At 71.5% G+C, this 26,401-nt stretch carries 27 protein-coding genes; 11 read left to right on the top strand and 16 right to left on the bottom strand.

Annotated features, from left to right (window positions below):
- Nucleotides 1-11: 11 nt before the first annotated feature.
- Together RIU97_RS29475 and hisI are read right to left on the bottom strand one after the other, a co-directional pair.
- Nucleotides 12-1,502, bottom strand: a complete 1,491-nt coding sequence (locus RIU97_RS29475) for an anthranilate synthase component I (RefSeq protein WP_404960627.1) — start codon at nucleotides 1,500-1,502, stop codon at nucleotides 12-14.
- Nucleotides 1,503-1,517: 15 nt separating this feature from the next.
- Nucleotides 1,518-1,886: a phosphoribosyl-AMP cyclohydrolase gene (gene hisI / locus RIU97_RS29470; protein WP_319721786.1), complete on the bottom strand. Its 369-nt coding sequence runs from the start codon at nucleotides 1,884-1,886 to the stop codon at nucleotides 1,518-1,520.
- Nucleotides 1,887-1,977: 91 nt separating this feature from the next.
- Here hisI and RIU97_RS29465 point away from each other — a divergent pair, with 91 nt between their 5' ends.
- The 3 genes from RIU97_RS29465 (at nucleotide 1,978) to RIU97_RS29455 (ending at nucleotide 3,712) form a co-directional block, all read left to right on the top strand.
- The gene (locus tag RIU97_RS29465) at nucleotides 1,978-2,610 is read left to right on the top strand and encodes a TIGR03085 family metal-binding protein (RefSeq protein ID WP_404960626.1); all 633 of its coding nucleotides are present in this window, start codon (nucleotides 1,978-1,980) and stop codon (nucleotides 2,608-2,610) included.
- A gap of 230 nt (nucleotides 2,611-2,840) precedes the next feature.
- Complete coding sequence (locus tag RIU97_RS29460; RefSeq protein WP_404960624.1) at nucleotides 2,841-3,365, top strand: DUF6232 family protein; 525 nt, start codon at nucleotides 2,841-2,843, stop codon at nucleotides 3,363-3,365.
- Nucleotides 3,362-3,712 carry a hypothetical protein gene (locus RIU97_RS29455; RefSeq protein WP_404960623.1) on the top strand — a complete coding sequence of 117 codons (351 nt, stop codon included), beginning with the start codon at nucleotides 3,362-3,364 and terminating at the stop codon, nucleotides 3,710-3,712. Before RIU97_RS29460 ends, RIU97_RS29455 begins: the two co-directional genes overlap by 4 nt.
- Before the next feature lie 37 nt (nucleotides 3,713-3,749).
- Here the strand turns inward: RIU97_RS29455 and hisF are convergent, their stop codons facing one another.
- The 8 genes from hisF to hisD are packed head-to-tail and all read right to left on the bottom strand — an operon-like array spanning nucleotide 3,750 to nucleotide 9,454.
- Nucleotides 3,750-4,505 carry an imidazole glycerol phosphate synthase subunit HisF gene (hisF, locus tag RIU97_RS29450; RefSeq protein ID WP_404960621.1) on the bottom strand — a complete coding sequence of 252 codons (756 nt, stop codon included), beginning with the start codon at nucleotides 4,503-4,505 and terminating at the stop codon, nucleotides 3,750-3,752.
- Nucleotides 4,502-4,888 carry a RidA family protein gene (locus RIU97_RS29445; RefSeq protein ID WP_404960620.1) on the bottom strand — a complete coding sequence of 129 codons (387 nt, stop codon included), beginning with the start codon at nucleotides 4,886-4,888 and terminating at the stop codon, nucleotides 4,502-4,504. The genes hisF and RIU97_RS29445 overlap by 4 nt, the downstream gene beginning before the upstream one ends.
- Nucleotides 4,885-5,622: a bifunctional 1-(5-phosphoribosyl)-5-((5-phosphoribosylamino)methylideneamino)imidazole-4-carboxamide isomerase/phosphoribosylanthranilate isomerase PriA gene (gene priA / locus RIU97_RS29440; RefSeq protein ID WP_319721782.1), complete on the bottom strand. Its 738-nt coding sequence runs from the start codon at nucleotides 5,620-5,622 to the stop codon at nucleotides 4,885-4,887. The genes RIU97_RS29445 and priA overlap by 4 nt, the downstream gene beginning before the upstream one ends.
- Nucleotides 5,622-6,272: an imidazole glycerol phosphate synthase subunit HisH gene (hisH, locus tag RIU97_RS29435; RefSeq protein ID WP_404960618.1), complete on the bottom strand. Its 651-nt coding sequence runs from the start codon at nucleotides 6,270-6,272 to the stop codon at nucleotides 5,622-5,624. Before hisH ends, priA begins: the two co-directional genes overlap by 1 nt.
- Nucleotides 6,269-6,436: a hypothetical protein gene (locus RIU97_RS29430; protein WP_030707277.1), complete on the bottom strand. Its 168-nt coding sequence runs from the start codon at nucleotides 6,434-6,436 to the stop codon at nucleotides 6,269-6,271. Before RIU97_RS29430 ends, hisH begins: the two co-directional genes overlap by 4 nt.
- 2 nt (nucleotides 6,437-6,438) lie before the next feature.
- Nucleotides 6,439-7,032, bottom strand: a complete 594-nt coding sequence (gene hisB, locus RIU97_RS29425; RefSeq protein WP_385130510.1) for an imidazoleglycerol-phosphate dehydratase HisB — start codon at nucleotides 7,030-7,032, stop codon at nucleotides 6,439-6,441.
- On the bottom strand, nucleotides 7,029-8,135 hold the full coding sequence (locus RIU97_RS29420) for a histidinol-phosphate transaminase (RefSeq protein WP_404960616.1): 1,107 nt from the start codon (nucleotides 8,133-8,135) through the stop codon (nucleotides 7,029-7,031). The genes hisB and RIU97_RS29420 overlap by 4 nt, the downstream gene beginning before the upstream one ends.
- Nucleotides 8,132-9,454: a histidinol dehydrogenase gene (gene hisD / locus RIU97_RS29415; RefSeq protein ID WP_404960614.1), complete on the bottom strand. Its 1,323-nt coding sequence runs from the start codon at nucleotides 9,452-9,454 to the stop codon at nucleotides 8,132-8,134. Before hisD ends, RIU97_RS29420 begins: the two co-directional genes overlap by 4 nt.
- Before the next feature lie 125 nt (nucleotides 9,455-9,579).
- Between hisD and RIU97_RS29410 the strand changes: the two genes are divergently transcribed.
- Genes RIU97_RS29410 through ybaK form a run of 3 tightly spaced genes read left to right on the top strand, consistent with a single transcriptional unit; the run spans nucleotide 9,580 to nucleotide 12,456 of the window.
- A complete protein-coding gene (locus RIU97_RS29410) occupies nucleotides 9,580-11,178 on the top strand; it encodes an oxidoreductase (RefSeq protein ID WP_404960612.1) in 1,599 nt (532 codons plus the stop codon).
- A 34-nt stretch (nucleotides 11,179-11,212) separates the two neighbouring features.
- Nucleotides 11,213-11,950 carry an LON peptidase substrate-binding domain-containing protein gene (locus tag RIU97_RS29405; protein ID WP_404960610.1) on the top strand — a complete coding sequence of 246 codons (738 nt, stop codon included), beginning with the start codon at nucleotides 11,213-11,215 and terminating at the stop codon, nucleotides 11,948-11,950.
- Between the two features lie 11 nt (nucleotides 11,951-11,961).
- Nucleotides 11,962-12,456 carry a Cys-tRNA(Pro) deacylase gene (gene ybaK, locus RIU97_RS29400; RefSeq protein WP_404960609.1) on the top strand — a complete coding sequence of 165 codons (495 nt, stop codon included), beginning with the start codon at nucleotides 11,962-11,964 and terminating at the stop codon, nucleotides 12,454-12,456.
- Here the strand turns inward: ybaK and RIU97_RS29395 are convergent.
- From RIU97_RS29395 to RIU97_RS29375, 5 genes are all read right to left on the bottom strand, one after another.
- On the bottom strand, nucleotides 12,453-13,304 hold the full coding sequence (locus tag RIU97_RS29395; protein WP_404960608.1) for a hypothetical protein: 852 nt from the start codon (nucleotides 13,302-13,304) through the stop codon (nucleotides 12,453-12,455). The genes ybaK and RIU97_RS29395 overlap by 4 nt on opposite strands.
- Before the next feature lie 206 nt (nucleotides 13,305-13,510).
- Nucleotides 13,511-14,152, bottom strand: a complete 642-nt coding sequence (locus RIU97_RS29390; RefSeq protein ID WP_404960606.1) for a hypothetical protein — start codon at nucleotides 14,150-14,152, stop codon at nucleotides 13,511-13,513.
- A gap of 47 nt (nucleotides 14,153-14,199) precedes the next feature.
- Nucleotides 14,200-15,015, bottom strand: coding sequence for an ABC transporter permease (locus tag RIU97_RS29385; protein WP_404960605.1), 816 nt, complete (start codon nucleotides 15,013-15,015; stop codon nucleotides 14,200-14,202).
- The gene (locus tag RIU97_RS29380) at nucleotides 15,012-15,983 is read right to left on the bottom strand and encodes an ABC transporter ATP-binding protein (RefSeq protein ID WP_404962984.1); all 972 of its coding nucleotides are present in this window, start codon (nucleotides 15,981-15,983) and stop codon (nucleotides 15,012-15,014) included. The genes RIU97_RS29385 and RIU97_RS29380 overlap by 4 nt, the downstream gene beginning before the upstream one ends.
- Nucleotides 15,984-16,077: 94 nt before the next feature.
- Nucleotides 16,078-17,385, bottom strand: a complete 1,308-nt coding sequence (locus RIU97_RS29375) for an NYN domain-containing protein (RefSeq protein ID WP_404960603.1) — start codon at nucleotides 17,383-17,385, stop codon at nucleotides 16,078-16,080.
- A 222-nt stretch (nucleotides 17,386-17,607) separates the two neighbouring features.
- Here RIU97_RS29375 and RIU97_RS29370 point away from each other — a divergent pair, with 222 nt between their 5' ends.
- Nucleotides 17,608-17,775, top strand: coding sequence for a hypothetical protein (locus tag RIU97_RS29370; RefSeq protein ID WP_404960601.1), 168 nt, complete (start codon nucleotides 17,608-17,610; stop codon nucleotides 17,773-17,775).
- 86 nt (nucleotides 17,776-17,861) lie between these two features.
- On the opposite strand, the gene dnaE is transcribed toward RIU97_RS29370, so the two are convergent.
- The gene (dnaE, locus tag RIU97_RS29365; RefSeq protein WP_404960600.1) at nucleotides 17,862-21,404 is read right to left on the bottom strand and encodes a DNA polymerase III subunit alpha; all 3,543 of its coding nucleotides are present in this window, start codon (nucleotides 21,402-21,404) and stop codon (nucleotides 17,862-17,864) included.
- 166 nt (nucleotides 21,405-21,570) lie between these two features.
- On the opposite strand from dnaE, the gene RIU97_RS29360 reads away from it, so the two are divergent.
- The 4 genes from RIU97_RS29360 (at nucleotide 21,571) to RIU97_RS29345 (ending at nucleotide 26,297) form a co-directional block, all read left to right on the top strand.
- The gene (locus RIU97_RS29360) at nucleotides 21,571-22,896 is read left to right on the top strand and encodes a DUF2252 domain-containing protein (protein WP_404960598.1); all 1,326 of its coding nucleotides are present in this window, start codon (nucleotides 21,571-21,573) and stop codon (nucleotides 22,894-22,896) included.
- A gap of 62 nt (nucleotides 22,897-22,958) precedes the next feature.
- A complete protein-coding gene (locus tag RIU97_RS29355; RefSeq protein WP_404960596.1) occupies nucleotides 22,959-23,648 on the top strand; it encodes a hypothetical protein in 690 nt (229 codons plus the stop codon).
- Between the two features lie 60 nt (nucleotides 23,649-23,708).
- Nucleotides 23,709-24,503, top strand: coding sequence for a DsbA family protein (locus tag RIU97_RS29350; RefSeq protein WP_404960594.1), 795 nt, complete (start codon nucleotides 23,709-23,711; stop codon nucleotides 24,501-24,503).
- Nucleotides 24,504-24,632: 129 nt separating this feature from the next.
- Nucleotides 24,633-26,297: an alkaline phosphatase D family protein gene (locus tag RIU97_RS29345; RefSeq protein ID WP_404960592.1), complete on the top strand. Its 1,665-nt coding sequence runs from the start codon at nucleotides 24,633-24,635 to the stop codon at nucleotides 26,295-26,297.
- The last annotated feature ends 104 nt before the right edge of the window (nucleotides 26,298-26,401 follow it).

Genomic DNA, 26,401 nt, shown 5'->3' with positions numbered 1-26,401 from the left:
CCCCTACGCCCTCAGGAGCCGTGGAGGCGGTTCGCCGCTGCCACCGCGCGCAGCACCGCGGCCGCCTTGTTGCGGCACTCCTTGTCCTCCAGCTCGGGCACCGAGTCGGCGACGACACCGGCGCCGGCCTGCACGTACGCCGTGCCGTCGCGCAGCAGCGCGGTGCGGATGGCGATGGCCGTGTCGGAGTCCCCGGCGAAGTCCAGGTAGCCCACGCAGCCGCCGTAGAGGCCGCGGCGGGAGGGTTCCAGCTCCTCGATGATCTGCATGGCGCGCGGCTTGGGCGCGCCGGAGAGGGTGCCGGCCGGGAAGCAGGCGGTGAGCACGTCGAAGGCGGTCCGGCCCTCGGCGACCCGCCCGGTGACGGTGGACACGATGTGCATGACGTGCGAGTACCGCTCGACGCTCATGAAGTCGACGACCTCGACGGAGCCCGGCTCGCAGACCCTGCCGAGGTCGTTGCGGCCCAGGTCGACGAGCATCAGGTGCTCGGCGCGCTCCTTGGGGTCGGCCAGCAGCTCCTCGGCGAGCTCGTGGTCCTCCTGCGGCGTGGCTCCGCGGTGGCGGGTGCCGGCGATGGGGTGGACCATGGCCCGCCCGTCTTCGACCTTGACCAGCGCCTCGGGGCTGGAGCCCACGACGTCGAAGCCGTTCTCGAAGCGGAAGAGGTACATGTACGGGGACGGGTTGGTGGCCCGGAGCACCCGGTAGACGTCCAGCGCGGAGGCCCGGCAGGGGGTCTCGAACCGCTGCGAGGGCACGACCTGGAAGGCCTCGCCGGCCCGGATCCGCTCCTTGATGTCCTCGACGGCCGCCTGGTACTTCTCGCCGCCCCAGAGGGCGGAGAACTCCGGCAGCTCGGAGGCGGGCAGCGGGGCCGGCGTGTACGGGGCGGGCCGCGCGAGGTCGGCCTCCATGGCGTCGAGACGGGCCACGGCGTCCGCGTGGGCCTCGTCCACGCCCGTGTCGAGGTCGTTGTGGTTGATCGCGTTGGCGATGAGCTGGACGGTGCCGTCCCAGTGGTCCAGGACCGCCAGGTCGGAGGTGAGCAGCATCGTCAGCTCGGGCAGTTCGAGGTCGTCGGCCGTGTGCTCGCCGATCCGCTCCAGGCGGCGCACGATGTCGTAGCCGAGGTAGCCGACCATGCCGCCGGTGAAGGGCGGCATCCCGCCCGCGAGGTCGCGGGGCGTGTGCAGGGCCTCGACGGTGGCGCGCAGCGCGTCCAGGGGGTCGCCGTCGGTGGGTACGCCGACGGGCGGGGTGCCGATCCAGTGCGCGCGGCCGTCCCGGGCGGTCAGGGTCGCGTCGCTGCGGACGCCGATGAAGGAGTACCGGGACCAGGAGCGGCCGTTCTCGGCCGACTCCAGCAGGAAGGTGCCGGGGCGTTCGGCGGCCAGCTTGCGGTAGAGCCCCACGGGGGTGTCCCCGTCGGCCAGCAGCTTGCGGCTCACGGGGATGACGCGGCGGTCGGCCGCGAGCTTGCGGAACGTCTCAAGATCCATTGCGTGGGACCCTACCTAGTCGGCTGCGCGGAGGAGGACATCGTCGTCGAAGCAGGTCCGGGCCCCGGTGTGACAGGCGGCTCCGACCTGGTCGACCTTGACGAGCACGGTGTCGGCATCGCAGTCCAGAGCGACGGACTTCACGTGCTGGAAGTGGCCGGAGGTGTCCCCCTTCACCCAGTACTCCTGGCGGCTGCGGGACCAGTAGGTGCAGCGGCCGGTGGTCAGGGTGCGGTGCAGGGCCTCGTCGTCCATCCAGCCGAGCATGAGCACCTCACCGGTGTCGTACTGCTGGGCGATGGCCGGTACCAGTCCGTCGGCGGAGCGCTTGAGCCGTGCGGCGATGGCGGGATCGAGGGAGCCGGGGCGGGGGGACGTACTCATACGGACATTGTGCCGGGCCGGGATGGCGGTGATGATCCGCGTCCGCCTGATGGGCGGGCACGCGGCGGCTTCCGGCCGTAGGCTGGCCTGCATGTCTACCCATGCGAAGCGTGAACGACTGTTGCTGGCGGACCTGTTGGAGGCGGCCGGCCCGGAGGCCCCCACGCTGTGCGACGGCTGGACCTGCCGCGAACTGGCCGCGCACGTCGTCGTCCGCGAGCGGCGGCCGGACGCGGCGGGCGGGATCCTGCTGAACGTGCTGAAGGCCCGCCTGGACAAGGCCATGGCGGAGTACGCGGCCAAGCCCTACGAGGAACTGATCCAGCTGATCCGGACCGGGCCGCCGAGGATGTCGGTGTACGCGCTGAAGCAGATCGACGAGGCGGCGAACGCGGTGGAGTTCTTCGTCCACGCGGAGGACGTCCGCCGGGCGCAGCCGGACTGGTCCCCGCGGGAACTGGACCCGGTGTTCTCGGACTCCCTGTGGTCCCGCCTGGAGAAGATGGCCCGCCTGACGGGCCGCCGCTCCCCGGTGGGCCTGGTCCTGCGCCGCCCGAACGGCCAGACGGCGGTGGCGCACAAGGGGGCGCCGGTGGTGACGGTGACGGGCGAGCCGGGCGAACTGACCCTGTTCTGCTTCGGCCGTCAGGACTCGGCCGACGTCTCCCTGGACGGGGAGAAGGAAGCGGTCGCCAAGCTGACGAGGGCACGACTGGGCATCTAGAAGGCCTGCACCGGGGGGGTGCACTTGGCGTGAACATCCCCTTGCCCTTGTGACATCGGGCGAGCTTAATGAAGCCTCGCGCGGTCACATGGCCGACAACGCACGGGGGAAATATGGAATCCGGCCCGGTCCCACCGCCACCGTTACCGCCCCGGCCGCCGGCGGCGCCACCGCCTGCGCAGGCGCAGGTGCAGGCGCCCAGAGCACCCGAGCTCGGTGTGGAGCTGCGAGTGGGCAAACGGCTGCTGTGGGTGGACGGCGCGGCCTATCCGCTGCACAACGTCGTCCGGGTGCGCACCTTCCAGATCAAGCCCGCCCGCGGGGAAGCCTTCCTCCAGTTCCTGAAGTGGCTCGGTGTCACGGCAGCGCTGATCATCGTGCTCCAGGTCGCCTCTGCGGACCCGGGGTCGTCCAGCAGCACGGACTACCGCTCGAGCAACGCCGCGGACAGCCTGTGGACCCTCGGCGCCATCATGGCGGTCATCCTCCTCGTCCGGCTGGTCACCCAGCTGGCCGCGCCGTCCCGGCACGTTCTGTCAGTGGAGACGTCGGGCCCCTCCACCGCCCTGGTGACGCTGCCCGACAAGGAGCAGCTGCGGCAGCTGGTCCGGCAGATCGTCCACGCCATCGAGCACCCGGAGACCGAGTTCGCCGTACGCGTCGAACGTCTGAGCATCAATCCGAGCAACTACCACCTCGGCGACACCGTGAACATGTACGGCGGCATCGGGAACATGGGGGTCGTGAAGAAATGACCGGTGGCAACCACTACGGCGACATCGTCAACATGAACCAGGGAAGCGGCAACACCGGAATCGTGAAGAACCAGTTCCCGGCCGTCGCCCCGCAGCTGCCCGCCGACCAGCGCGCAGCGATCGAGACGCTGGTACGGCTGCTCGAAGAGCTGCGCGACCGGATCCCGGCGGCCAGCGCCGAGACCGTCGACGGCTCGCTGCGTACGATCGCCTCCTCCGGCAGCACCCCGCAGGAGCGCCACGGTGCCCTGATGACCGTGGCCGGCGTCGCGGCGGTGATCGGCCCGCTCGCCCAGCCGGTCGTCGACGCGGTCCAGGCGGTCCTTCGGCTGCTGGGCGCCGGCTGAGCGACGGGGCCCGGCCGCAGGCCGGGCCCGTACCGCGTCAGCGGACCGGGTGGCCGGCCTCGCGGAGGGCGGACTTGACCTCGGAGATCCGCAGGTCACCGAAGTGGAACACCGAGGCCGCGAGGACCGCGTCGGCGCCCGCCTCGATGGCCGGCGGGAAGTGCTCCAGCTTGCCGGCCCCGCCCGACGCGATCACCGGCACGGTCACGTGCTTGCGGACGGCCGCGATCATCTCCGTGTCGTAGCCGTCCTTCGTGCCGTCCGCGTCCATCGAGTTCAGCAGGATCTCCCCCGCGCCCAGCTCGGCCGCCCGGTGGGCCCACTCGACGGCGTCGATGCCGGTGCCCCGGCGGCCGCCGTGCGTGGTGACCTCGAAGGTGCCGGACCCGGTCCGGCGGGCGTCGACCGACAGGACGAGGACCTGGCGGCCGAAGCGCTCCGCGATCTCCTGGATCAGCTCGGGGCGGGCGATGGCGGCGGTGTTGACGCCGACCTTGTCCGCTCCGGCCCGCAGCAGCTTGTCGACGTCGTCCGCCGTGCGGACGCCGCCGCCCACCGTGAGCGGGATGAAGACCTGCTCGGCGGTCCGCCGCACCACGTCGTACGTGGTCTCGCGGTTGCCGGAGGAGGCGGTGATGTCGAGGAAGGTCAGCTCGTCGGCGCCTTCGGCGTCGTACAGCTTGGCCATCTCCACCGGGTCACCGGCGTCGCGCAGGTTCTGGAAGTTGACGCCCTTGACGACCCGGCCGTTGTCCACGTCCAGGCAGGGGATCACGCGTACGGCGAGGCTCATCCGGACACCGCCTTGTACGCCTCGACCTCCACCTCGACGACCATCGACGGGTCGACGAAGCCGGAGACGATGAGCATGGTCGCGGCCGGGCGGACCGCGTCGAAGAGTTCCTTGTGCGCGCGGCCCACGTCGTCCACGTCGCGGGCGTGCGTCAGGTACATGCGGGTGCGGACGACGTCCTCGGGGCCGAGCCCGGCCTGGGCGAGGGCCTTGAAGGCGACGCCGAAGGCCGCGACGGCCTGGTCGTACGGGCCGCCCGCGTCGGCCGCGGTGCATCCGGAGACGAGCACGAGCCCGTTCGGCAGCTGCACGGCGCGGGAGTACGCGATGACGTCCTCGTAGGGGCCACCGGAGGAGATGCGGCGTACTTCTGCGGAGCTCATGCGGAGACCACCTTCAGGGCTTCTTCCAGGGTGAAGGCCTTGGCGTACAGGGCCTTGCCGACGATCGCGCCTTCGACGCCCAGCGGCACCAGCTCGGCCAGGGCCCGCAGGTCGTCCAGGGAGGAGATGCCGCCGGAGGCGACGACGGGCCGGTCGGTGGCGGCGCAGACGTTCTTCAGCAGCTCCAGGTTGGGGCCGGTGAGCGTGCCGTCCTTGCCGATGTCGGTGACGACGTACCGGGCGCAGCCCTCGGAGTCCAGGCGCGCGAGGGTCTCGTACAGGTCGCCGCCCTCGCTGGTCCAGCCGCGGCCCTTGAGGGTGGTGCCGCGCACGTCGAGACCGACCGCGATCTTGTCGCCGTGCTCGGCGATGGCCTTGGCGGCCCACTCGGGGGTCTCCAGGGCGGCGGTGCCGAGGTTGACGCGGGTGCAGCCGGTGGCGAGGGCCGCGGCGAGCGAGGCGTCGTCGCGGATGCCGCCGGAGAGCTCGACCTTGATGTCCATGGCGCCGGTGATCTCGGCGACCAGGGCGCGGTTGTCACCGGTGCCGAAGGCGGCGTCGAGGTCGACCAGGTGCAGCCATTCGGCGCCGGAGCGCTGCCAGGCGAGGGCCGCCTCCAGCGGGGAGCCGTAGGAGGTCTCGCTGCCGGACACCCCGTGCACGAGGCGGACGGCCTGACCGTCGCGGACGTCGACCGCGGGGAGGAGTTCCAGCTTCGCTGAGGACACGGTCATCACAGGGTCTCGATCCAGTTGGTGAGGAGCTGGGCGCCGGCGTCGCCGGACTTCTCGGGGTGGAACTGGGTGGCCCACAGGGCCCCGTTCTCCACCGCCGCGACGAAACGCTCGCCGTGGGTGGCCCAGGTGACCTTGGGGGCGCGGATGAGCGGGTTGGTGGTCTCCAGGCTCCACTCGCGCGCCGCGTAGGAGTGCACGAAGTAGAAGCGGGCGTCGGCGTCCAGGCCGGCGAAGGCCTGGCTGCCGGCCGGGGCCTCGACGGTGTTCCAGCCCATGTGCGGGACGATCGGGGCCTTGAGCGGGCCGACCGTGCCGGGCCACTCGTCCAGGCCCTCGGTCTCCACGCCGTGCTCGATGCCGCGCTCGAAGAGGATCTGCATGCCGACGCAGATGCCCATGACCGGGCGGCCGCCGGAGAGCCGGCGGCCGATGATCCAGTCGCCGCGGGCCCCGCGCAGGCCCTTCATGCAGGCGGAGAAGGCGCCGACGCCGGGGACGAGGAGTCCGTCGGCGTCCATGGCCTTGTCGTAGTCACGGGTGATCTCGACGTCGGCGCCGACGCGGGCGAGGGCGCGCTCGGCGGAGCGGACGTTGCCGAAGCCGTAGTCGAAGACGACGACCTTCTTGGTGGGGCGTGCTGTGCTCATTCCCAGATTCCTTGGATCCGCAGGACTCCGGCGGCGAGGCACATCGCGGAGCCGATGGCGAGCAGGACGATGACCGACATCGGCATCTTCTGCTTGTGGAAGGAGTAGACGCCGCCGGCCAGGAACAGGCCGAGGACGATCAGGATGGTGTTGAGGCCGTTCACGGCTAGAGGGCGCCCTTCGTGGAGGGCAGGATGCCGGCCGCGCGCGGGTCGAACTCGGCGGCGTAGCGCAGGGCCCGGGCGAGGGCCTTGAACTGGCACTCCACGATGTGGTGGGCGTTGCGCCCGTACGGGACGTGGACGTGCAGGGCGATCTGGGCCTGCGCGACGAAGGACTCCAGGATGTGCCGGGTCATCGTGGTGTCGTACTCGCCGATCATCGGCGCCATTTTCTCGGGCTCGGTGTGCACGAGGTACGGGCGGCCGGACAGGTCGACGGTCACCTGGGCGAGGGACTCGTCGAGCGGCACGGTGCAGTTGCCGAAGCGGTAGATGCCGACCTTGTCGCCGAGGGCCTGCTTGAAGGCGGCGCCCAGCGCGAGGGCGGTGTCCTCGATGGTGTGGTGGCTGTCGATGTGCAGGTCGCCGTCCGTCTTGACCGTGAGGTCGAAGAGGCCGTGGCGGCCGAGCTGGTCGAGCATGTGGTCGTAGAAGCCCACGCCCGTCGAGACGTCGACCTTGCCGGTGCCGTCGAGGTTTATCTCGACGAGGACCGAGGTCTCCTTGGTGGTCCGTTCGACCCGTCCGATGCGGCTCATGCGTGCTGCTCCTTCTTCAGTGCGCGAACCGCTTCCAGGAACGCGTCGTTCTCTGCCGGGGTGCCGGCGGTGACGCGCAGCCACCCCGGGACTCCGTTGTCACGGACCAGGACACCCTGGTCGAGGATCTTCTGCCATGCGGTGTGGGAGTCGTCGAACTTCCCGAACTGGATGAAGTTCGCGTCGGACTCGGTGACCTCGTAGCCGACGGCCCGCAGTTCGACGACCAGCCGGTCCCGCTCGGCCTTGAGCTGCTCGACGTAGCCGAGCAGGGTGTCGGTGTGCTCCAGGGCGGCCAGCGCGGTGGCCTGGGTGACGGCCGACAGGTGGTACGGCAGGCGCACCAGCTGGACGGCGTCGACGACGGCGGGGTGCGCGGCGAGGTAGCCCAGGCGCAGGCCGGCCGCGCCGAAGGCCTTGGACATGGTCCGGGAGACCACCATGTTCGGGCGGCCCTCGATGAGGGGCAGCAGCGAGTCGCGGTGGCTGAACTCCACGTACGCCTCGTCCACGATCACGAGGGAGGGCTTGGCGGCCTGGGCGGCCTCGTAGAGGGCGAGGACCGTCTCGGCCTCGACCGCGGTACCCGTGGGGTTGTTGGGCGAGGTGATGAAGACGACGTCGGGGGCGTTCTCGGCGATCGCCCGTTCCGCCGCCGCCACGTCGATGGTGAAGTCCTCCCGGCGCGGGCCGGAGATCCAGCGGGTGCCGGTGCCGCGGGAGATCAGCGCGTGCATCGAATACGAGGGCTCGAAGCCGAGGGCGGTGCGGCCGGGCCCGCCGAAGGTCTGCAGCAGCTGCTGGATGACCTCGTTGGAGCCGTTGGCGGCCCATACGTTCTCCCGCGCGACCGGGTGCTTGGCCGTACGGGTGAGGTAGGCGGCCAGCTGGGTGCGCAGCTCCACCGCGTCCCGGTCGGGGTAGCGGTTGAGGGTGCGGGCGGCCTCGGCCACCCGCTCGGCGATCCGCGCGACGAGCTCCGCGGGGAGCTCGTAGGGGTTCTCGTTGGTGTTCAGCTGGACGGGCACGTCGAGCTGGGGGGCGCCGTACGGGGTCTTGCCGCGCAGCTCGTCCCGAATGGGGAGGTCGTCGATGCCGGTCACGCCTGGGGAACCTTCCATCCGAAGCGGGCCTTGAGGGCGGCGCCGTGCGCCGGCAGGTCCTCGGCCTCCGCGAGGGTCACCACGTGGTGGGTGACCTCGGCGAGGGCGTCCCGCGTGTAGTCGACGATGTGGATCCCGCGCAGGAAGGACTGCACGGACAGGCCCGAGGAGTGGCAGGCGCAGCCGCCGGTGGGCAGCACGTGGTTCGACCCGGCGCAGTAGTCGCCGAGCGAGACCGGGGCCCACGGGCCGACGAAGATCGCGCCGGCGTTGCGGACACGGGCGGCCCAGGCCGCGGCGTCCGCGGTCTGGATCTCCAGGTGCTCGGCGCCGTACGCGTCGACGACCTTGAGGCCGTCCTCCAGGCTGTCGACCAGCACGATCGCGGACTGCTTGCCGGCGAGCGCGGGCTTGATCCGGTCCTCGACGTGCTTGGTCGCGGCGACCTGCGGCTCCAGCTCCCGCTCGACCGCGTCCGCGAGCTCCGCGGAGTCGGTGACGAGGACGGCGGCGGCCAGCGGGTCGTGCTCGGCCTGGCTGATCAGGTCGGCGGCGACGTGCACCGGGTCGGCCGTGGAGTCCGCGAGGACCGCGATCTCGGTCGGGCCGGCCTCGGTGTCGATGCCGATCTTCCCGGTGAAGTAGCGCTTGGCGGCGGCCACCCAGATGTTGCCGGGGCCGGTCACCATGTTGGAGGGCAGGCACTCTTCGGTCCCGTACGCGAACATCGCGACCGCCTGTGCCCCGCCGGCCGCGTACACCTCGTCGACGCCCAGCAGCGCGCACGCGGCGAGGATCGTCGGGTGCGGCAGGCCGCCGAACTCCTTCTGCGGCGGGGACGCGAGCGCGATCGACTCGACGCCCGCCTCCTGGGCCGGTACGACGTTCATCACGACGGAGGAGGGGTACACCGAGCGGCCGCCCGGGGCGTACAGGCCCACGCGCTCCACCGGAACCCACTTCTCGGTCACGGTTCCGCCGGGGACCACCTGGGTGGTGTGCTCGGTGCGGCGCTGGTTGCGGTGCACGATCCGGGCGCGCCGGATCGACTCCTCCAGGGCGGCGCGGACGGCCGGGTCCAGCTGCTCCAGGGCGGCCTTGATGGCCTCCGCGGGTACCCGGACCTGCGAAAGCTCGACCCCGTCGAACTTCTGCGCGTACTCGATCAGCGCCGCCGTGCCACGATGATGGACGTCCTCGCAGATGGGCCGCACCTTCTCCAGGGCAGCTTCTACGTCGAACTCGGCACGGGGCAGCAGATCGCGCAGGGCGCCACCCTCGGGGAGGGCGTCACCGCGCAGGTCGATACGAGAGATCACCTCCCAATTCTCTCAGACCGCCTCGCGCCACCGTTCGCCCGTATCACTGGCTGATACACGCCCCGGATGTCACAGGCGCCCGTTAGCGTTCCCCTACACGTACATGTCAGCGGAGGGGGGCCGCCGTGACCGAGGGACGCGCGGGCGAGGAGCCGGCGGATCTCACCGCTTCCGAGCGCCGCATGTGGGAGGCGTTCCGCACCGGCAGCATCTGCGACCTCAGCGCCCGCGCCGCCGAGCAGGACGATCCGCACGCCGACCGCGTCTGGGGTCCCGGCCGCAGCGTCCGTGCCCAGGTGGTCTCCCTGCTGCTGCTCCACGGGCCGCCGCCGGTGCCGGGCCGGGTGGCCTCCCTCAAGCTCCGCGGGGTGCGGATCACCGGGCGGCTGGATCTGTCCGGTGGCACGGTGGCCCCGTACGTGGAGCTCCAGTCCTGCCGCTTCGACAGCGAGATCCAGCTGTCCGAGGCCCGCTTCGGCACCTTGCGGCTGATCAACTGCGCGATTCCGCGGCTGGAGGCGGCCCGCCTGCACACGGAGGGCGATCTGCACCTGCCGCGCTGCCGGGTGGCGCGCGGGATCCGGCTGACCGACGCGCAGATCGGCACCGACCTGCTGGTCAGCCAGGCCGTGGTGCAGCGGGACAGCAAGGGCCGGGCCGTCGCCGCCGACGGGATGTCGGTCGCGCAGGACTTCCAGGGCGAGCTGCTGGAGACGTACGGGGAGGTGAGCCTGCGCGGCGCCAAGGTCGGCGTGTCGATGAACCTGCGCGGGGCCCGCCTGTGCAACCCCTCCGGGCGGTTCGCGCTGAACGCCCCGCAGCTGACCGTCGAGCGGACCCTGTACCTGACCTCGATCGCGCTGGGCTACCTCCAGGGCGGGGAGGGCTCCTCCACTCCCCCGTACGGGCTGGGGCCGACGCCGGCGCGCGGCCAGCGGGCGCAGCGCTTCGAGTGCCGGGGCGGGCTGCGGCTGGACGACGGCCGCTTCGGGGACGCGATCGACTTCTACGGCGCGCGGTTCGAGCTCACGGACGAGCAGGAGATATCCCTGCGGCGGATCCAGACCCCCGAGTTCCGCTTCGTCGGCGAGCGGCCGGAGCGCGGGCGTGTCGTGGTGTCCGGGGCCAAGGTGGTCAAGCTCGTCGACACCTCCACGAGCTGGCCGGGCCCGGGCGGGGTGTCCATAGAGGGATTCGTCTACGAGAACCTGGCGCCGCGCGGCCACTTCCCGCTCGCCCGGCGCCTCGCCTGGGTGGCGGCGGCCACCCCCGAGTACTCGCCGGACCCGTACGAGCGGCTGGCCGCCGTCCTGCGCGCCAGCGGCGAGGACGCGGACGCCCGCGAGGTGCTGCTGGCCAAGCAGCGCCGGCGCCGGGCCACGCTGCCGCCGGGGCCGAAGGCGTGGGGGTACCTGCAGGACTGGACGGTGGTCTACGGGTACCGGCCGGGCCGGGCCGCGCTGTGGATGGCGGTGCTGTGGGCGGCGGGCGCGCTGCTGTTCTCCCAGCTCGATCCGCCGGCCATCAAGGAGGACGAGCATCCGCAGTGGAGCGCCGCCCTGTACGCGCTGGATCTGCTGCTCCCGGTGATCGACCTCGGCCAGCAGGGCCAGTGGAAGCTGGAGGGCGGCTGGCAGTGGGGGGCGGCGGGCCTCGTCATCATGGGCTGGATCCTGGCCACGACGGTGGCCGCGGGAGCGTCCCGGCTGCTGAGGCGGGGGTGACGGGGTCTGTGCCCGGGCCATTACCCTGTGCCTCGTGACCACCGTTCGCCTGCCCCTCTTCCCGCTGAACTCGGTGCTGTTCCCGGGACTCGTCCTCCCGCTGAACATCTTCGAGGAGCGTTATCGCGCCATGATGCGCGAGCTGCTGAAGACGGGCGAGGAGGAACCGCGCCGGTTCGCCGTCGTCGCGATCCGCGACGGCCGGGAGGTGGCACCCACCGCGCCCGGCCTGCCGGACCAGACCGCACTGCCCGAGCGCGGCCCCGCCGCGGGCTTCGGCTCCGACCCGATCCAGGCCTTCCACCGGGTGGGCTGCATCGCGGACGCGGCGACGATCCGGGAGCGGGAGGACGGCAGCTTCGAGGTCCTGGCGACCGGCACGACGCGGGTCCGCCTGCTCTCGGTCGACTCCTCGGGCCCCTTCCTGACGGCCGAGCTGGAAGAGCTCCCGGAGGACTCCGGCGATGGCGCGGGGGTCCTGGCCGAGGGGGTGCTGCGGGCGTTCCGCAATTACCAGAAGCGGCTGGCGGGGGCCCGCGAACGGTCCCTGACGGGCGCGGAACTCCCCGACGAGCCGTCGGTGGTCTCCTACCTGGTGGCCGCGGCGGCGGTGCTGGACATCCCCGCGAAGCAGCGGCTGCTCCAGGCCCCGGACACGGCGACCCGGCTGGCGGAGGAACTGAAGCTGCTGCGTACGGAGACGGCGGTGATCCGTCACCTCCCGTCCCTGCCGGCGGTGGACCTGACCCGTTCCCCGACCAGCCAGAACTGACGGACGAGGCGATGGCGAAGAAGACGAAGCAGGCGGCCGGCACCCCGGCGATCGTGGCCCTCACGGCGGCGGGCGTCCCGTTCACCACGCACGCGTACGAGCACGACCCGGCGCACCCCTCGTACGGCGAGGAGGCGGCGGAGGCGCTCGGCGTCTCGCCCGCGCAGGTGTTCAAGACCCTCGTCGCCGACGTGGACGGGGTCCTGACGGTGGCGGTGGTCCCGGTCTCGGGGTCGCTGGACCTGAAGGCGCTGGCGACGGCGGCCGGCGGCAAGCGGGCGGCGATGGCCGATCCCGCGCTGGCGGAGCGCACCACGGGCTACGTGCGCGGCGGCATCTCGCCGCTGGGGCAGCGCAAGCGGCTGCGCACGGTGATCGACGCGTCGGCTTCGGGGCACGCCACCATCTGCGTCTCGGCGGGCCGCCGGGGCCTGGAGGTCGAGCTCGCCCCGTCGGACCTGGCCTCCCTCACGTCGGCCGTCCTGGCCCCGATCGCCCGTCCCTAAGACGCCGGGGGCCGTTCGAAGGCCTGGAGCACACCGCCGAGGGAAAAGCACAGGGCTCCGGTCAGCGTCCCCCAGTTGGCGATGCCGGTGTTGACCAGGCTTCCGGTGGCGGGCCGGGTGAAGGCGGCCAGTGCCGAGACCATGAACAGCACCGACCCGAGCTGGTTCACGGCGACGATCCACCAGCCGAGGCTGCGCGAGCGGAGACAGGGCCAGGGCCGGTGGCAGATCTCGGCGAACGCCAGGTGCCCCGAGACCAGGAACAGCACGCACCCGATCACGTCGGGCGTCCAGATCAGGCGGTTGACCTGCTGGACGGTGAGCCCCTGCAGGAACGAGTCCAGCAGGTTGACGCCGAACACGAGTGTCCCGACGAACAGCACGAACGTGCTCAGCCAGTCCAGGCGCATCGGCTCGTACCCCCACCACCTCCAGGCGGACGCGACCAGTCCACCGCCCCCCGGGGCGTGGCGGGGCGCGTTCAGCACCTGCAGGAGCGAGGTGTAGCCCCCGGTGTTGAAGAACAGGCCCCCCGCGAAGTAGATCGCGGCGCTCTCCAGCGCGTCGCCCGCGCCGAACTGGGACACGGCGGCGCCGAGCGCGAAGAGCGCTCCCCCGATGACGAACGCCCCCGAGGCGAGGGCGTTGAGCTTGCGGAGGCGGCGGAGGGCCCCGGCGTCGGCGGTGGTGGTCCTGTCGGCGGTCTCTCCCGGACCGCGGACCGAGAGGGCCCCGCGCCTGCGCGCGAGCCGCGACTCCCACACCACCGTTTCCCCTTCGGGCCGGTACCAGGTGAGCCGGGTGGTGAACGGTCCTGCGCCTTCGGCGCGCTGCTCAGGCTGTCCCACGGCCCGAGCGTAGCCCTACGCACGCCGCCCGGGGCGGCGCCCCGCCCTGCCGGCACAGCCGCGCCCTCTCAGCCCCGCCGGACCCTCGCAGCCCCGGCGCTCCCTCCAGCCCCGCCGGCGTTTGAGGCGCGGAGTCCGGGGCGGAGCCCCGATCTTCCAGCCCCGTCGGCGTTTGAGGCGCGGGGTGCGGGGTGCGGGGCTGAGCCTCAGCGGCGCGGGGGCTCGGGGTCGGCTTGCGGGGGCTGGTAGTAGCCGGACCAGCCGTAGACCGGGGCGGGGTCAGGGTCGCGGGGGGCCCACAGGGCCGTGAGGCCCAGGTGGAGCAGGACGGCGGCCATCGGCCACGCCAGCAGCGCCCCGTGCGCCAGCAACTGCAGCGGCGCGTCGAACGGCACCCCCTGCCCCGCCTCGGCCGCGGCGGCCGCCAGGTCCGAGGACGGCCCCAGCCACAGCCCGAACCGCCACCCCACCAGCGCGGCGAAGCAGGATCCGACCGCGAGCCCGATCACCAGCGGCACGCCCCCGGCGCGGCGCCACAGGAACACGCCGACGGCGCTGAGCACGCCCAGCCCCACGGACAGCAGGAAGAAGGTTCCGTCGGACGCGATCCGCGCCTCGCTCTCGCTGTTGCGCAGGAACACGGCCTCCCCGTTGGCGACGTACTGCACGCGCGGCGCGAGCCACACCCACAGCAGGCCGAGGAGCAGGCCGGCCGTCCCGACCGCGAGGGCGACGACGGCCCCGTCCCGGATGTCGACCGGGGTGATGGCCGAGGCGGTTCCGCCGGGCTTCTCGGGCGGGAGCGACGGCGGGTCGAAAGGAGACGGCGGGGTCACGGCTTCGGTCACCCCCACATCGTGCCAGGTGTGCCCGGCGGCGGCGTCGCCGGACCGCTTCAGCGGACCGCGGCCCGCCGGTACGCCCAGGTGGCGGCGGCCAGCGAGAGCACGCCGACGGCCCCGCACACGCCGAGGTCGAAGGCGACGGCGGCCCAGTCCGGTTCGGGGGCGAAGGTCCGCGCGAACGCCTCCACCCCGTACGTCGACGGCAGCAGGTCCCGCGCCCACACGATCACGCCCGGCATCCGCTCGGGCGGCAGCACCCCCAGCAGCAGCGCCGCCGACATCCCGAGCTGCCCGGCGAGCGTGGCCAGCTCCTGCCTCGGCGCCAGCAGCCCCAGCGCCGCGCCGAGCCCGGCCAGCGCGGCCCCGGCCAGCGGCACCACTGCGGCCAGGATCCACAGCCCGCCCATCGGCAGGCCGAAGAGCACGCACCCGAAGACGGCGGTGACCAGCGTCCCGGGCAGCGTGAAGGAGGCGTACGCGGCGGCCGCACCCAGCACCACCGATGCGGGCGGCACCGGCAGGGTGGCGTAGTGGTCGAGCCCGCCGCTCGCCCGCAGCTGCCCGAAGTACTGCGCGAGCAGGTTCAGCGCGACGAAGGCGACGACCAGTACGGAGGAACCCGCGACGACGGCCCGGGCCTCCGAGCCCCCGTCCACCACGCCCCGCATCAGGATCATGATCCCGACGGACTGGAAGGTGGCCACGAAGAGCAGCGGGATCCGCGCCACCCGCGCCCGGGACAGCTGGGCCCGGTACACGGCGGCCAGCGCGGGCAGGAACCGTGCCCGCGGGGCCAGCGGCGCGGGGGCCGGCTCCTCGACCGGAGCCGGAGTCGGCAGGACGGCGCTTGCCGGACGGTCGCTCACGACTTCACCAGGCCTTTCGTCTTTCCGCCGAGCGCGAGGTACACGTCCTCGAGGCTCGGCGTGGCCAGCGTGAAATCGTCCAGGGCGGCGAAGGCCGGCCCACCGGTCACCGAGGCGACGGCCGCCCGGGCCTCGTCCGGGCCGAGCCGCAGGACCCAGCGCCGTCCGGACTCGACGGCGAGCTCGCGCAGCGCGGCGACCTCGGGGACCTCCAGCGGGGCGGCCTCCCGCCACACGAGCTCCAGCCGGACCTCGCCCGAGACCCTGGCCTTCAGTCCGGCCGGGGTGTCGCAGGCGATGACCCGGCCCTGGTCGATGACGGCGACCCGGTCGAGGACGGTCTCGGCCTCCATGACGTTGTGGGTGACGAGGAGGACCGTCGCGCCGTGCTGCGCGCGCCGGCGGTCCACGGCGGACCAGACGGCCCGCCGGGCCACCGGGTCCATGCCGGTGGTGGGCTCGTCGAGGACCAGTACGGGCCGCTCCCCCACCAGTGCGGAGGCGAAGCAGGCGAGGCGCCGCTGTCCGCCGGAAAGTTTCTTCAGGGGCCGCCCGGCGATCTCGGTCAGCCCGAGCTCCTCCAGTACGGCGTCGCGCGCGGCCCGGGCCGCGCGTGCGCCGAGCCCGCGCAGCCGCCCGGTGGTCTCGGCGGCCAGCGCGACCGTGAGCTCGTCGAGTGCGGTGGACTCCTGCCCGAGGTAGGCGAGCAGGCGCGAGGCCCGCTCGGGGTGGCGTACGAGGTCGTGGCCGAGGAGGGTCACGGTGCCCGCGTCGGGCCGCATCAGGCCGGTGAGCTGGCGGACCAGCGTGGACTTGCCGGCGCCGTTGGGGCCGAGCAGTCCGAAGATCTCGCCGCGCCGCACGTCCAGGGAGACGCCGTCGCTGGCGCGGGTCTCGGGGAGTGCGGGAGCCCCGCGCCGGCCGCGTACGGCGGGATACGTCTTGACCAGGTCACGCACCGCGCAGATCACGTCCGAAGCCGCTCCCGCGGCCGGTGCCGTGCTGTTTTCCGCGTGTGCTGTGCCCGTACTCACGAGGGAGCAGCCTACGGGGTTCCCGCCCCTACTCGGCCGCCGGGGTCAGCGGCGCACCGAGATCGCCGGGACCGGATCCGGGCGCGGCGGCCGGTACGGCGGCCACGTGCTCGGCGGCCGCGCGGACGTCGATCTCCCTCCAGAACCCGGCGCGGATGGCGTACCGGTCGTGCTCGTCGATCTGGTCGTCCTTGTGCGCGAGCAGCCCGAAGCGGGCGGCGTACCGCAGCAGCTCGCCGTCGATGCGGTGCGGGATGCGCGGGTACATGGTGGCCAGCTTCTGCAGGTGCACGGTCTCGGGGAGCCGTTCCATCCAGCGCCGGGCGAACACCTGTCCCACCTCGAACGGGTCCCCGCCGACGGTGGTGATGTCCTCCTCGCGGTCCGCCCAGCGCTGTTCTGCGCTGGTGAGCTGGGCGAGGGTGGGCAGCGAGGCGGTCTCGGCGGGTTCGCCGAGCGGTCCGGCCCGGTCGATCCAGCCCTTGTCGGAGGACCAGCGCAGGGCGCTGGCGGGGGCCGGTGCGCTGCCGGAGCCGGTCTGCGGGCCGCCCTGGGGGCCGGGGGCCCGCAGGGATCCGGCGAGGTCCTTGGGCGTGGGCACGGTCTTGCCCCCGGGGGCGGCCGGCGCCGGTACGGGTGCCCCCTCGCGGTCGTCGTCGCCGGTGGCGGCGGTGCCGTTGCGGGCGGCCTCGGCGAGCGCCGCCTCGGGCAGCGGGGCCGAGAGGATGGCGGCGATGTCGGGGCGCGGTGCGGGCGGCGGCGAGCACAGGCCGGTGAGGTCCTTGGCGCGGACGGCCCGGGTGATCCAGGCCCGGTCCAGGACGCGCCGTTCGTCGGCCTCGGCCACGAGGTCCTCGGACTGGTTGTAGTCCCCGTCGGCGGCCTGGACGGCCCACAGGTGGACGGCGACGCCGTGTTCCTTGGCGGACATCAGGCCGGGCAGCAGGTCGCCGTCGCCGGTGACCAGGACCACGTCGGAGCAGGCGCGGTTGCGGGCGAGCTCGGTGAGCTCGGCGTGCATGGCGGCGTCGACGCCCTTCTGGGCCCAGCGGCCGTCGCTGCGGGTCAGGGCGCCCAGGCGGACGGTGACGCGGGGCATGACGCGCAGCCGCCGGTGTTCGGGCTGCGGCACCCGGTCGGGTGCGCCGTCGAACCAGTAGATGCGCAGCAGGGGCTGTTCGGTGTCGGCCTCGGCCCGCTCGCGCAGGCCCTGGATGAGGGCGGCATGGTCCACGGTGATCCGGGAGCGGGAGGGCTCCCCGGCGAGAAGGCTGGCGGCGGCGCCCAACAGGTAGCCGGCGTCCACCAGGACGACGCAGCGGTCCACGCGTTCCACCCTCTTCCCTGGGGGTCCTCTGTGTTTTTCGACGGGTGCCCCGAGTCTGCCCGACCTCAAGGGCGTTGAAGGCCGGAACTCGATCATCGGCGTGGCGGATCTCACGGGGCGGCCGGGAAGGGCCGTTCGGCTACGCGCAGTAATGATCCAAAATGCGCGGTTTCGGGTGCTGTGTGAGTGTGAAGGCGGTCCTGGCCCCTAGACCCTCACGGAGGTTCCACCATGGCCAAGAACAAGAATCAGAAGCAGCCGTCGAAGCAGCAGCAGGCCCGCTCTTCACAGGACCCGTCGAAGGGCTCGATGGACCGCCCGTCCGAGTCGGTGAACCCGTCGCCGAGTCCGATGGATCTGGCCCACAAGAGCAAGCAGAAGAAGTTCGGCCACAACTGACGACGTGCGACGTGATGTGACGGAAGGGCCCGCCCGGGAACGCCGGGCGGGCCCTTCCGTACGTACGCGCCGGTGGGCGAGCGTCGCTATCCGGCCAGGCAGGACGGCCCGAGCAGCACCTTGAGGTCGCCGAAGAGGGCCGGGTCGGGCTGTACCCGGTGCTTGTCGAGGCGCAGCACGGTGGTGGTCCGCGGCCCCTGGAGCTTGATCCGCACCTCGGTGTTGCCCTTGTGGTGGCGCAGGATCTCCCCCAGACGGGTCACCATCGGCGGCGTGACCTTGACGGTGGGGATGGTGAGGACCACCGGGGCGTTCGTGCCGGCCGAGGTGAGGTCGGGGACCATCATCTCCATGGCGACCAGGCGGGGGACGTCCTCGCGCTTGTCGAGGCGGCCCTTGACGAAGACGACCGTGTCCTCGACCAGCTGGGTGGAGACGAGCTGGTAGGTCGCGGGGAAGAACATGCATTCGATGGAGCCGGCCAGGTCCTCGACGGTGGCGATGGCCCAGGCGTTGCCCTGCTTGGTCATCTTGCGCTGGAGGCCGGAGATGATGCCGCCGATGGTGACGACCGCGCCGTCGGAGTGCTCGCCGCCGGTCAGCTGGGAGATTCCGGCGTCCGTCTTGTCGGAGAGCACGTGCTCCAGGCCGAAGAGCGGGTGGTCGGAGACGTAGAGGCCGAGCATCTCGCGCTCCTGCGCGAGCAGGTAGGACTTCTCCCACTCGACGTCGGAGAACTCCACGTCGAGGCCGAAGCCGGGCTCGTCGCTCGCGCCCTCGTCGCCCATGCCGCCGAAGAGGTCGAACTGTCCCTCGGCCTCCTTGCGCTTGACGGCGACCACGTTGTCGATCATCGGCTCGTGGTGGGCGACCAGGCCCTTGCGGGTGTGGCCCATCTCGTCGAAGGCGCCGGCCTTGATCAGCGACTCGACGGTCCGCTTGTTGCAGACCACGGCCTCGACCTTGTCCAGGAAGTCGGGGAAGGTGGAGTACTTCCCCTTGGCCTTCCTGGTCTTGATGATCGACTCGACGACGTTGCTGCCGACGTTGCGCACGGCGGTGAGGCCGAAGAGGATCACGTCGTCGCCCTGGGCGGCGAAGTTCGGCTCCGACTCGTTCACGTTCGGCGGGAGCACCTTGATGCCCATGCGCCGGCACTCGTTCAGGTAGATCGCGGACTTGTCCTTGTCGTCCTTGACCGAGGTGAGCAGGCCGGCCATGTACTCGGCCGGGAAGTTCGCCTTGAGGTAGGCGGTCCAGTAGGAGACCAGGCCGTACGCGGCCGAGTGGGCCTTGTTGAAGGCGTAGCCGGCGAAGGGGACCAGGACGTCCCACAGGGCCTGGATGGCCTTGTCGCTGTAGCCGTTCTTCTTCGCGCCCTCCTGGAAGATGACGAAGTTCTTCGCCAGCTCCTCGGGCTTCTTCTTGCCCATCACGCGGCGCAGGATGTCGGCCTCGCCGAGCGAGTACCCGGCGATGATCTGGGCGGCCTTCTGCACCTGCTCCTGGTACACGATCAGGCCGTAGGTGACCGCGAGCACCTCTTCGAGGGGCTCCTCCAGCTCCGGGTGGATCGGGGTGATCTCCTGCTGCTTGTTCTTGCGCAGGGCGTAGTTCGTGTGCGAGTTCATGCCCATCGGGCCCGGCCGGTACAGGGCCGAGACGGCGGAGATGTCCTCGAAGTTGTCGGGCTTCATCAGGCGCAGCAGGGAGCGCATGGGGCCGCCGTCGAACTGGAAGACGCCGAGGGTGTCACCGCGGCCGAGCAGTTCGAAGGTCTTGGGGTCGTCGAGCGGGAGGGCCAGGAGATCGATGTCGATCCCCTTGTTGGCCTTCACCATCTTGACGGCGTCGTCCATGATCGTGAGGTTGCGCAGGCCCAGGAAGTCCATCTTCAGCAGGCCGAGCGACTCGCAGCTCGGGTAGTCCCACTGGGTGATGGTGACGCCGTCGGAGTGCCGCACCCAGACGGGTACGTGGTCGGTGATCGTCTCGCTGGACATGATCACGCCGGCGGCGTGCACGCCCATCTGGCGGACCAGGCCCTCCACGCCGCGGGCGGTGTCGATGACCTTCTTGACGTCCGGCTCGTTCTCGTACATCCCGCGGATCTCGCCGGCCTCGCCGTAGCGCGGGTGCTGCGGGTCGAGGATGCCGGAGAGCGGGATGCCCTTGCCGAGGACGTCGGCGGGCATGGCCTTGGTGAGCCGGTCGCCCATGGCGTAGGGGTAGCCGAGGACGCGGGCGGAGTCCTTGATCGCGTTCTTGGCCTTGATGGTGCCGTACGTGCCGATCATGGCGACCTTGTCGGCGCCGTACTTCTCGGTCACGTACCGGATCACCTCGACGCGCCGGCGCTCGTCGAAGTCGATGTCGACATCGGGCATGGAGACGCGCTCGGGGTTCAGGAAGCGCTCGAAGATCAGACCGTGGGTGAGCGGGTCGAGGTCGGTGATGCCCATGGCGTAGGCGACGATCGAGCCGGCCGCGGAGCCTCGGCCCGGGCCCACCGCGATGCCCTGGTTCTTGGCCCACATGATGAAGTCGGCGACGACGAGGAAGTAGCCCGGGAAGCCCATCGAGATGATCGTGTCCATCTCGTACTCGGCCTGCTTCATCCGGTCCTCCGGGATGCCTCCCGGGTAGCGGCGGTGCATGCCGCGCATGGTCTCCTCGCGGAACCAGGTGACCTCGGTGTAGCCGTCCGGGATGTCGAACTTCGGCATCAGGTTCCGGAACTTGAACATGCCCTCGGTGTCGATCTGGTCCGCGACCAGCTTCGTGTTGGCGCAGCCCTCCTGCCAGGCGTCCGAGGCGTCGATGGCGTACATCTCGTCGGTCGACTTCAGGTAGTAGCCGGTGCCGTCGAAGCGGAAGCGGTCCGGGTCCGAGAGGTTCTTGCCGGTCTGGATGCAGAGCAGCGCGTCGTGGGCGCCGGCCTCGCTGGCGTAGGTGTAGTGCGAGTCGTTCGTCACCAGCGGCGGGATGCCGAGCTTCTTGCCGATCTCCAGCAGTCCGTCGCGGACCCGGCGCTCGATCTCGATGCCGTGGTCCATCAGCTCCAGGAAGTACCGGTCCTTGCCGAAGATGTCCTGGTACTCGGAGGCGGACTTCAGGGCCTCGTCGAACTGGCCGAGGCGCAGCCGCGTCTGCAGCTCGCCGGAGGGGCAGCCGGTGGAGGCGATGAGCCCCTCGGACCACTTGGAGATGGTCTCCTTGTCCATGCGCGGCCACTTCGTGAGCCAGCCCTCGGCGTACGCGTCGGAGGACAGCCGGAAGAGGTTGTGCAGGCCGGTGGCGTTCGCCGCCCAGATCGTCTTGTGGGTGTAACCACCGGAACCGGACACGTCGTCGCGCTTCTGGTGGGGCTGGCCCCACTGGATGCGGCGCTTGTTGCGCCGGGACTCGGGGGCGACGTACGCCTCGATGCCGATGATCGGCGTGATGCCGGCCTTCTGGGCCGTGTGGAAGAAGTCGTAGGCCCCGTGCAGGTTGCCGTGGTCGGACATGGCGATGTGCGTCATGCCCATCTCGTTGCACGCGTTGAACATGTCCTTCAGCCGCGCGGCACCGTCCAGAAGCGAATACTGGGTGTGGACGTGCAGGTGCGTGAACGGCGGCTTGGTCACGGTGTGAGTCCTCCGGAGGGGAGAGAGGGGGCAGCTCTGAATCCTACGTCGACCGGGTGACACTTCCCGGGCACCGACGAGTACGGTCGTGCGTTGCAGAACCAAGGACACCTGTCCGGAATGCGATCGGCAACGATCCGCCCCGCACCACCAGGAGGCATCCGCCATGGCGGTTCCCGAGACGACCGACGAGCAGCGCGCCGAGGAGATCCTCGACGTGTTCGACACCGCATTCGGTGAGCTGCTCGCCGCCGACCCCGCTGCCTTCCAGGTCAAATTCCGCAAGATGGCGGCCTCCGCCTTCGCCTTCTACCGGGGCACGGCCTGCCTCTTCTACTCCGACCTGGAGCGGGACCGGCACGGCGGCCCGTACCTGGACGAGCGGACGGGCCGGGTGTGGATCCACGGCGATCTGCACGCCGAGAACTTCGGCACGTACATGGACTCCAACGGCCGGCTGATCTTCAACGTCAACGACTTCGACGAGGCCTACGTCGGCCCCTTCACCTGGGACCTGAAGCGCTTCGCCGCCTCCGTCGCCCTGATCGGCTACACCAAGGCGCTCAGCGACGGCCAGATAAGCGAGCTGGTGCGGATCTACGCCGGCGCCTACCGGGAGCGGATCCACCGTCTCGCGGCGGGGGCCAAGCACGAGGAGGTGCCCTCCTTCACCCTGGACACCGCCGAGGGCCCGCTGCTGGATGCGCTGCGCTCGGCCCGCTCCCGCACCCGCTTCTCCCTGCTGGACTCCATGACGGAGATAAGGGACTACGAGCGCCGCTTCGCGGCCGGCGGGGGCTCCATCGAGCTGGACGCCGCCACCCGCTACAAGGTGCTGGCCGCCTTCGACGGGTACCTGGAGACCCTCCCCGACGAGTCCCTCGTGCGGCCCGACTCCTACCGGGTCAAGGACGTGGTGGGACGCCGGGGCGTCGGGATCGGCTCGGCCGGCCTGCCCTCCTACAACATCCTGCTGGAGGGACACAGCGACGCCCTGGAGAACGACGTCGTGATCTACCTCAAGCAGGCGCAGACCCCCGCGGTGTCCCGGCACATCACGGACCGGGCGGTGCGGGAGTACTTCCGGCACGAGGGGCACCGCACGGTGATCTCGCAGCGCGCCCTGCAGGCCCACGCCGACCCGTGGCTGGGCTGGACCGAGCTGGACGGGGCCGGGCAGCTGGTGGCCGAGGTCTCCCCGTACGCGGTGGACCTGGACTGGTCGGACCTGGACGACCCGGAGGAGATCGCGGCCGTGGTCGCCGATCTCGGCCGGGCCACGGCGACCATGCACGCGGCGGCCGACGAGGCGGAGAGCGGGCACTCCCTGGTCCCGTTCTCCACCGAGCGGGCCATCGACGCGGCGATCGCGGCCGACGAGGAGGGCTTCGCGGAGCTGCTCGTGGACTTCGCCCACGCGTACGGCGCCCGGGCCCGCGCCGACCACCAGATCTTCGTGGATCTCTTCCGCAATGGGCGTCTGACCTCGTAGTTCGTGCCCGTGGCCGGGGCCGGGACGCGGCTTTCACAGGTACGCATGGCAGACTCGCGGCGATGGACATTTCAGGAGTGGGGCTTCGAGGGCTGCGTGCCGCGCTGTTCAGCGCGCTCGTCGTGCTGCTCTCTTCCGGCTCGCACGTCCTGATGTCCCGTGTTCCGCTGCCGCCCGCGCTGGTGGCCGGGGCCTTCGCCGCCGTGTTCGTGATCGCCTACGCGCTCGCGGGCCGGGAACGGGGCTTCGGCCCCATCGCCGGGCTGCTCGTTCCGCTGGAGCTGGCCGCCGACACCGTCTTCACCGCCGGCCAGCACCTCTGCTACGGCCCGGCCGGCGGCCCCGTGTCGGGTCCGCTGCGCGCGATGGGCCTGGACGAGCTGTGCGGGGGCACGCCCGTGGGCGGGCCGCTGACCGAGGTGACCGGGCCCGTCGCCGATCCGGCCGCGCTGCTGGCCGCGCCCGGGCCGTGGACGCCCTGGCTGCTGCTCGGCGCCCACGTCTCGGTCGGGCTGCTCGCCGCCGGGTGGCTGCGCCACGGCGAGCGGGCCCTGGGGCAGCTGCTGCGCGCGGTGGCCGCCTTCGCGTTCCGGCCGCTGCTGCTGGCGGTGGCCTCGGTGGTGGCCGTCTCCGGTCCGGCGCGGCTGCTGCTGCGACCGGTCCTCGCGGGCACGTGGGCCCGTACGCGATTCCCCGCACACTCCGTGGGTCGACGGGGACCTCCCGTGCTCGGTGCGCTCGCACGCGCCTGACGCACGTACGGCTCTCCCCTGAGCAGTCCCCTTGACACGTCACACCCCACGGAGATCACGATGAGTTCACGCAACAGCCAGGCGAACAAGGCAGCGGCCCGCGAGCGGCTGCGCGCCGAGCGCGAGGCGCAGGCCAAGAGGGACAAGATCCGCCGCCAGGTGATCGTGGCGGGCGCGCTCGTCGCCGGGCTCGCCCTGGTCGGCGTCGTCGGCTACGCCATCGTGCAGTCCAACCAGCCCGGCTACTGGGACAAGGCCGCCAAGGCCGAGCTGGTCAAGCCGAAGAACACCGAGGGCGAGGACGGCACCACGGTCGTCATCGGCAAGCCCGACGCCAAGAAGACGCTGGAGCTGTACGAGGACTCGCGCTGCCCGGCCTGCGCCGGCTTCGAGCAGGCGGCCGGCGAGCAGATCAAGAAGGACGTGGACGCGGGCAAGTACAAGCTCCAGTACTTCGGAGCCACCTTCATCGACAACGCCGTCAAGGGCGAGGGCTCGAAGAACGCGCTGAGCGCGCTGGGCGCGGCGCTGAACGTCAGCCCGCAGGCCTTCCTCGACTACAAGGCCGCGCTGTACTCCAAGGAGCAGCATCCCGAGGAGACCGTCGACAGCTTCGCCAAGGACGAGTACCTGCTGAAGGTCGCGGACACGGTCCCGGCGCTCAAGGGCAACGCCGAGTTCAAGAAGGCCGTCGAGGACGGCACCTACGACCGGTGGGCGATGGACATGTCGAAGGCCTTCAACAAGTCCGGCGTGACGGGTACGCCCACGCTGAAGATGGACGGCAAGAAGATCGACACCCCGCAGACGGCGGAGCAGTTCACGGCGGCGATCGACAAGGCCCTGCAGGGCTGATCCCCGGACATTCCGGGACACGCTTCCGGAAGGTCCGCACCATCGGGCGGGCGAACTCCCAGAGTTCGCCCGCCCGTTGCGTTCCGACATCTGTTCCATCAGGTGTACCCGTCGGTAATGTGACCGGTCGTGACCAGTCATCTCATCCCTTCTCAGACCGCGGCGACTCCCCGTCGCCGCACGGTCGTTCTCGCCGCCGCGGCCACGGCCGCGCTGGCCCCGCTGACCTCGCTCGGCGCCTCGGCGGCCCACGCGGCGACGCGGGCCGCGCCCGCCTTCCTGCACGGCGTCGCCTCGGGCGACCCGCTGCCCGACGGGGTCCTGCTGTGGACCCGCGTCACCCCGACCCCCGAGGCCGTACCCGGCTCCGGCCTCGGCCCGGCCACCCAGGTGAGCTGGGAAGTGGCCTCGGACCAGGCCTTCTCCCGCATCGTCGGCTCCGGCACCGTCACGGCGAGCGCCGCCACCGACCACACGGTCAAGGTGGACGTGCGCGGGCTGCAGCCGCAGACGCCCTACTGGTACCGGTTCACCGCCGGCGCCACCGTCTCCCCCGTCGGCCGCACGCTGACCACCCCGGGCCACGACGTGACGACCCCGGGGGTCCGTTTCGGTGTGGTCTCCTGCGCCAACTGGGAGGCCGGCTACTTCTCCGCGTACCGCCACCTGGCCGCCCGCACCGATCTGCACGCGATCCTGCACCTGGGCGACTACATCTACGAGTACCCGACGGGGGGCTACCCGGAGGCGAAGTACGTCGTGCGCCAGCACGAGCCGAAGCACGAGATCGTCTCGCTGGCCGACTACCGCACGCGGCACGGCACGTACAAGACGGACGGCGACCTGCAGGCGCTGCACCAGGCGCACCCGGTCATCGCCATCTGGGACGACCACGAGTTCGCGAACGACATGTGGGCGGGCGGCGCCGAGAACCACACGCCGGGCGCCGAGGGCGAGTGGGCGGCTCGCGCGGCCGCCGCCAAGCAGGCGTACTTCGAGTGGATGCCCGTACGCACCTCCGTCGCGGGCACCGTCTACCGGCGGCTGCGCTTCGGCACCCTCGCCGATCTGCACCTGCTGGACCTGCGCTCCTTCCGCTCGCAGCAGGCCAAGGTGGGCAGCGGCGCGGTGGACGACCCGGAGCGCACGATCACCGGGCGCGCCCAGCTGGACTGGCTCAAGTCGGGCCTCGCGGGCTCGAACGCGACCTGGAAGCTGGTCGGCACCTCGGTGATGATCTCGCCGGTGGCCTTCGGCTCGCTGCCCGCGCACCTGCTGAAGCCGCTGGCCAAGCTCCTCGGCCTGCCCGAGGGCGGGATAGCGGTCAACGTGGACCAGTGGGACGGGTACACCGACGACCGCAAGGAGCTGCTGGGCCACCTCAAGGACCGGAACGTCAAGAACACCGTGTTCCTGACCGGCGACATCCACATGGCCTGGGCGAACGAGGTCCCGGTGAACATGGCCACGTACCCGGGCTCGGGGACCGCCGCGACCGAGTTCGTCGTCACCTCGGTGACCTCCGACAACATCGACGACATCCTGCACGTGCCCGCGGACACCGCCTCGCTGGTCGCCGAGACGGCCGTCAAGGCCGCCAACTGGCACGTGAAGTGGCTCGACATGGACGCGCACGGCTACGGGGTGCTGGACGTGACGGCGGAGCGCTCGCAGATGGACTACTACGTCGTGTCCGACAAGCGGCGGCAGGACGCCACGGCCGCGTGGACCCGCTCGTACCGGACCCTGAACGGGACGCAGAAGGTGGAGCGCTCGCACCAGCCCGTCCGCTGACTTACCTGATTGACCGTCAATTCTCCTGCCACATGGGGCGTCTGGTACATACCAGGCGCCCCATGTGCGTTTCCGGCAACAAATCTTTTACGCAAGACACTTGA

Origin of the sequence: Streptomyces sp. 147326, assembly GCF_045000215.1 — a bacterium.
Taxonomy (GTDB): domain Bacteria; phylum Actinomycetota; class Actinomycetes; order Streptomycetales; family Streptomycetaceae; genus Streptomyces.
This window is presented reverse-complemented; position numbering and strand designations above follow the sequence as displayed.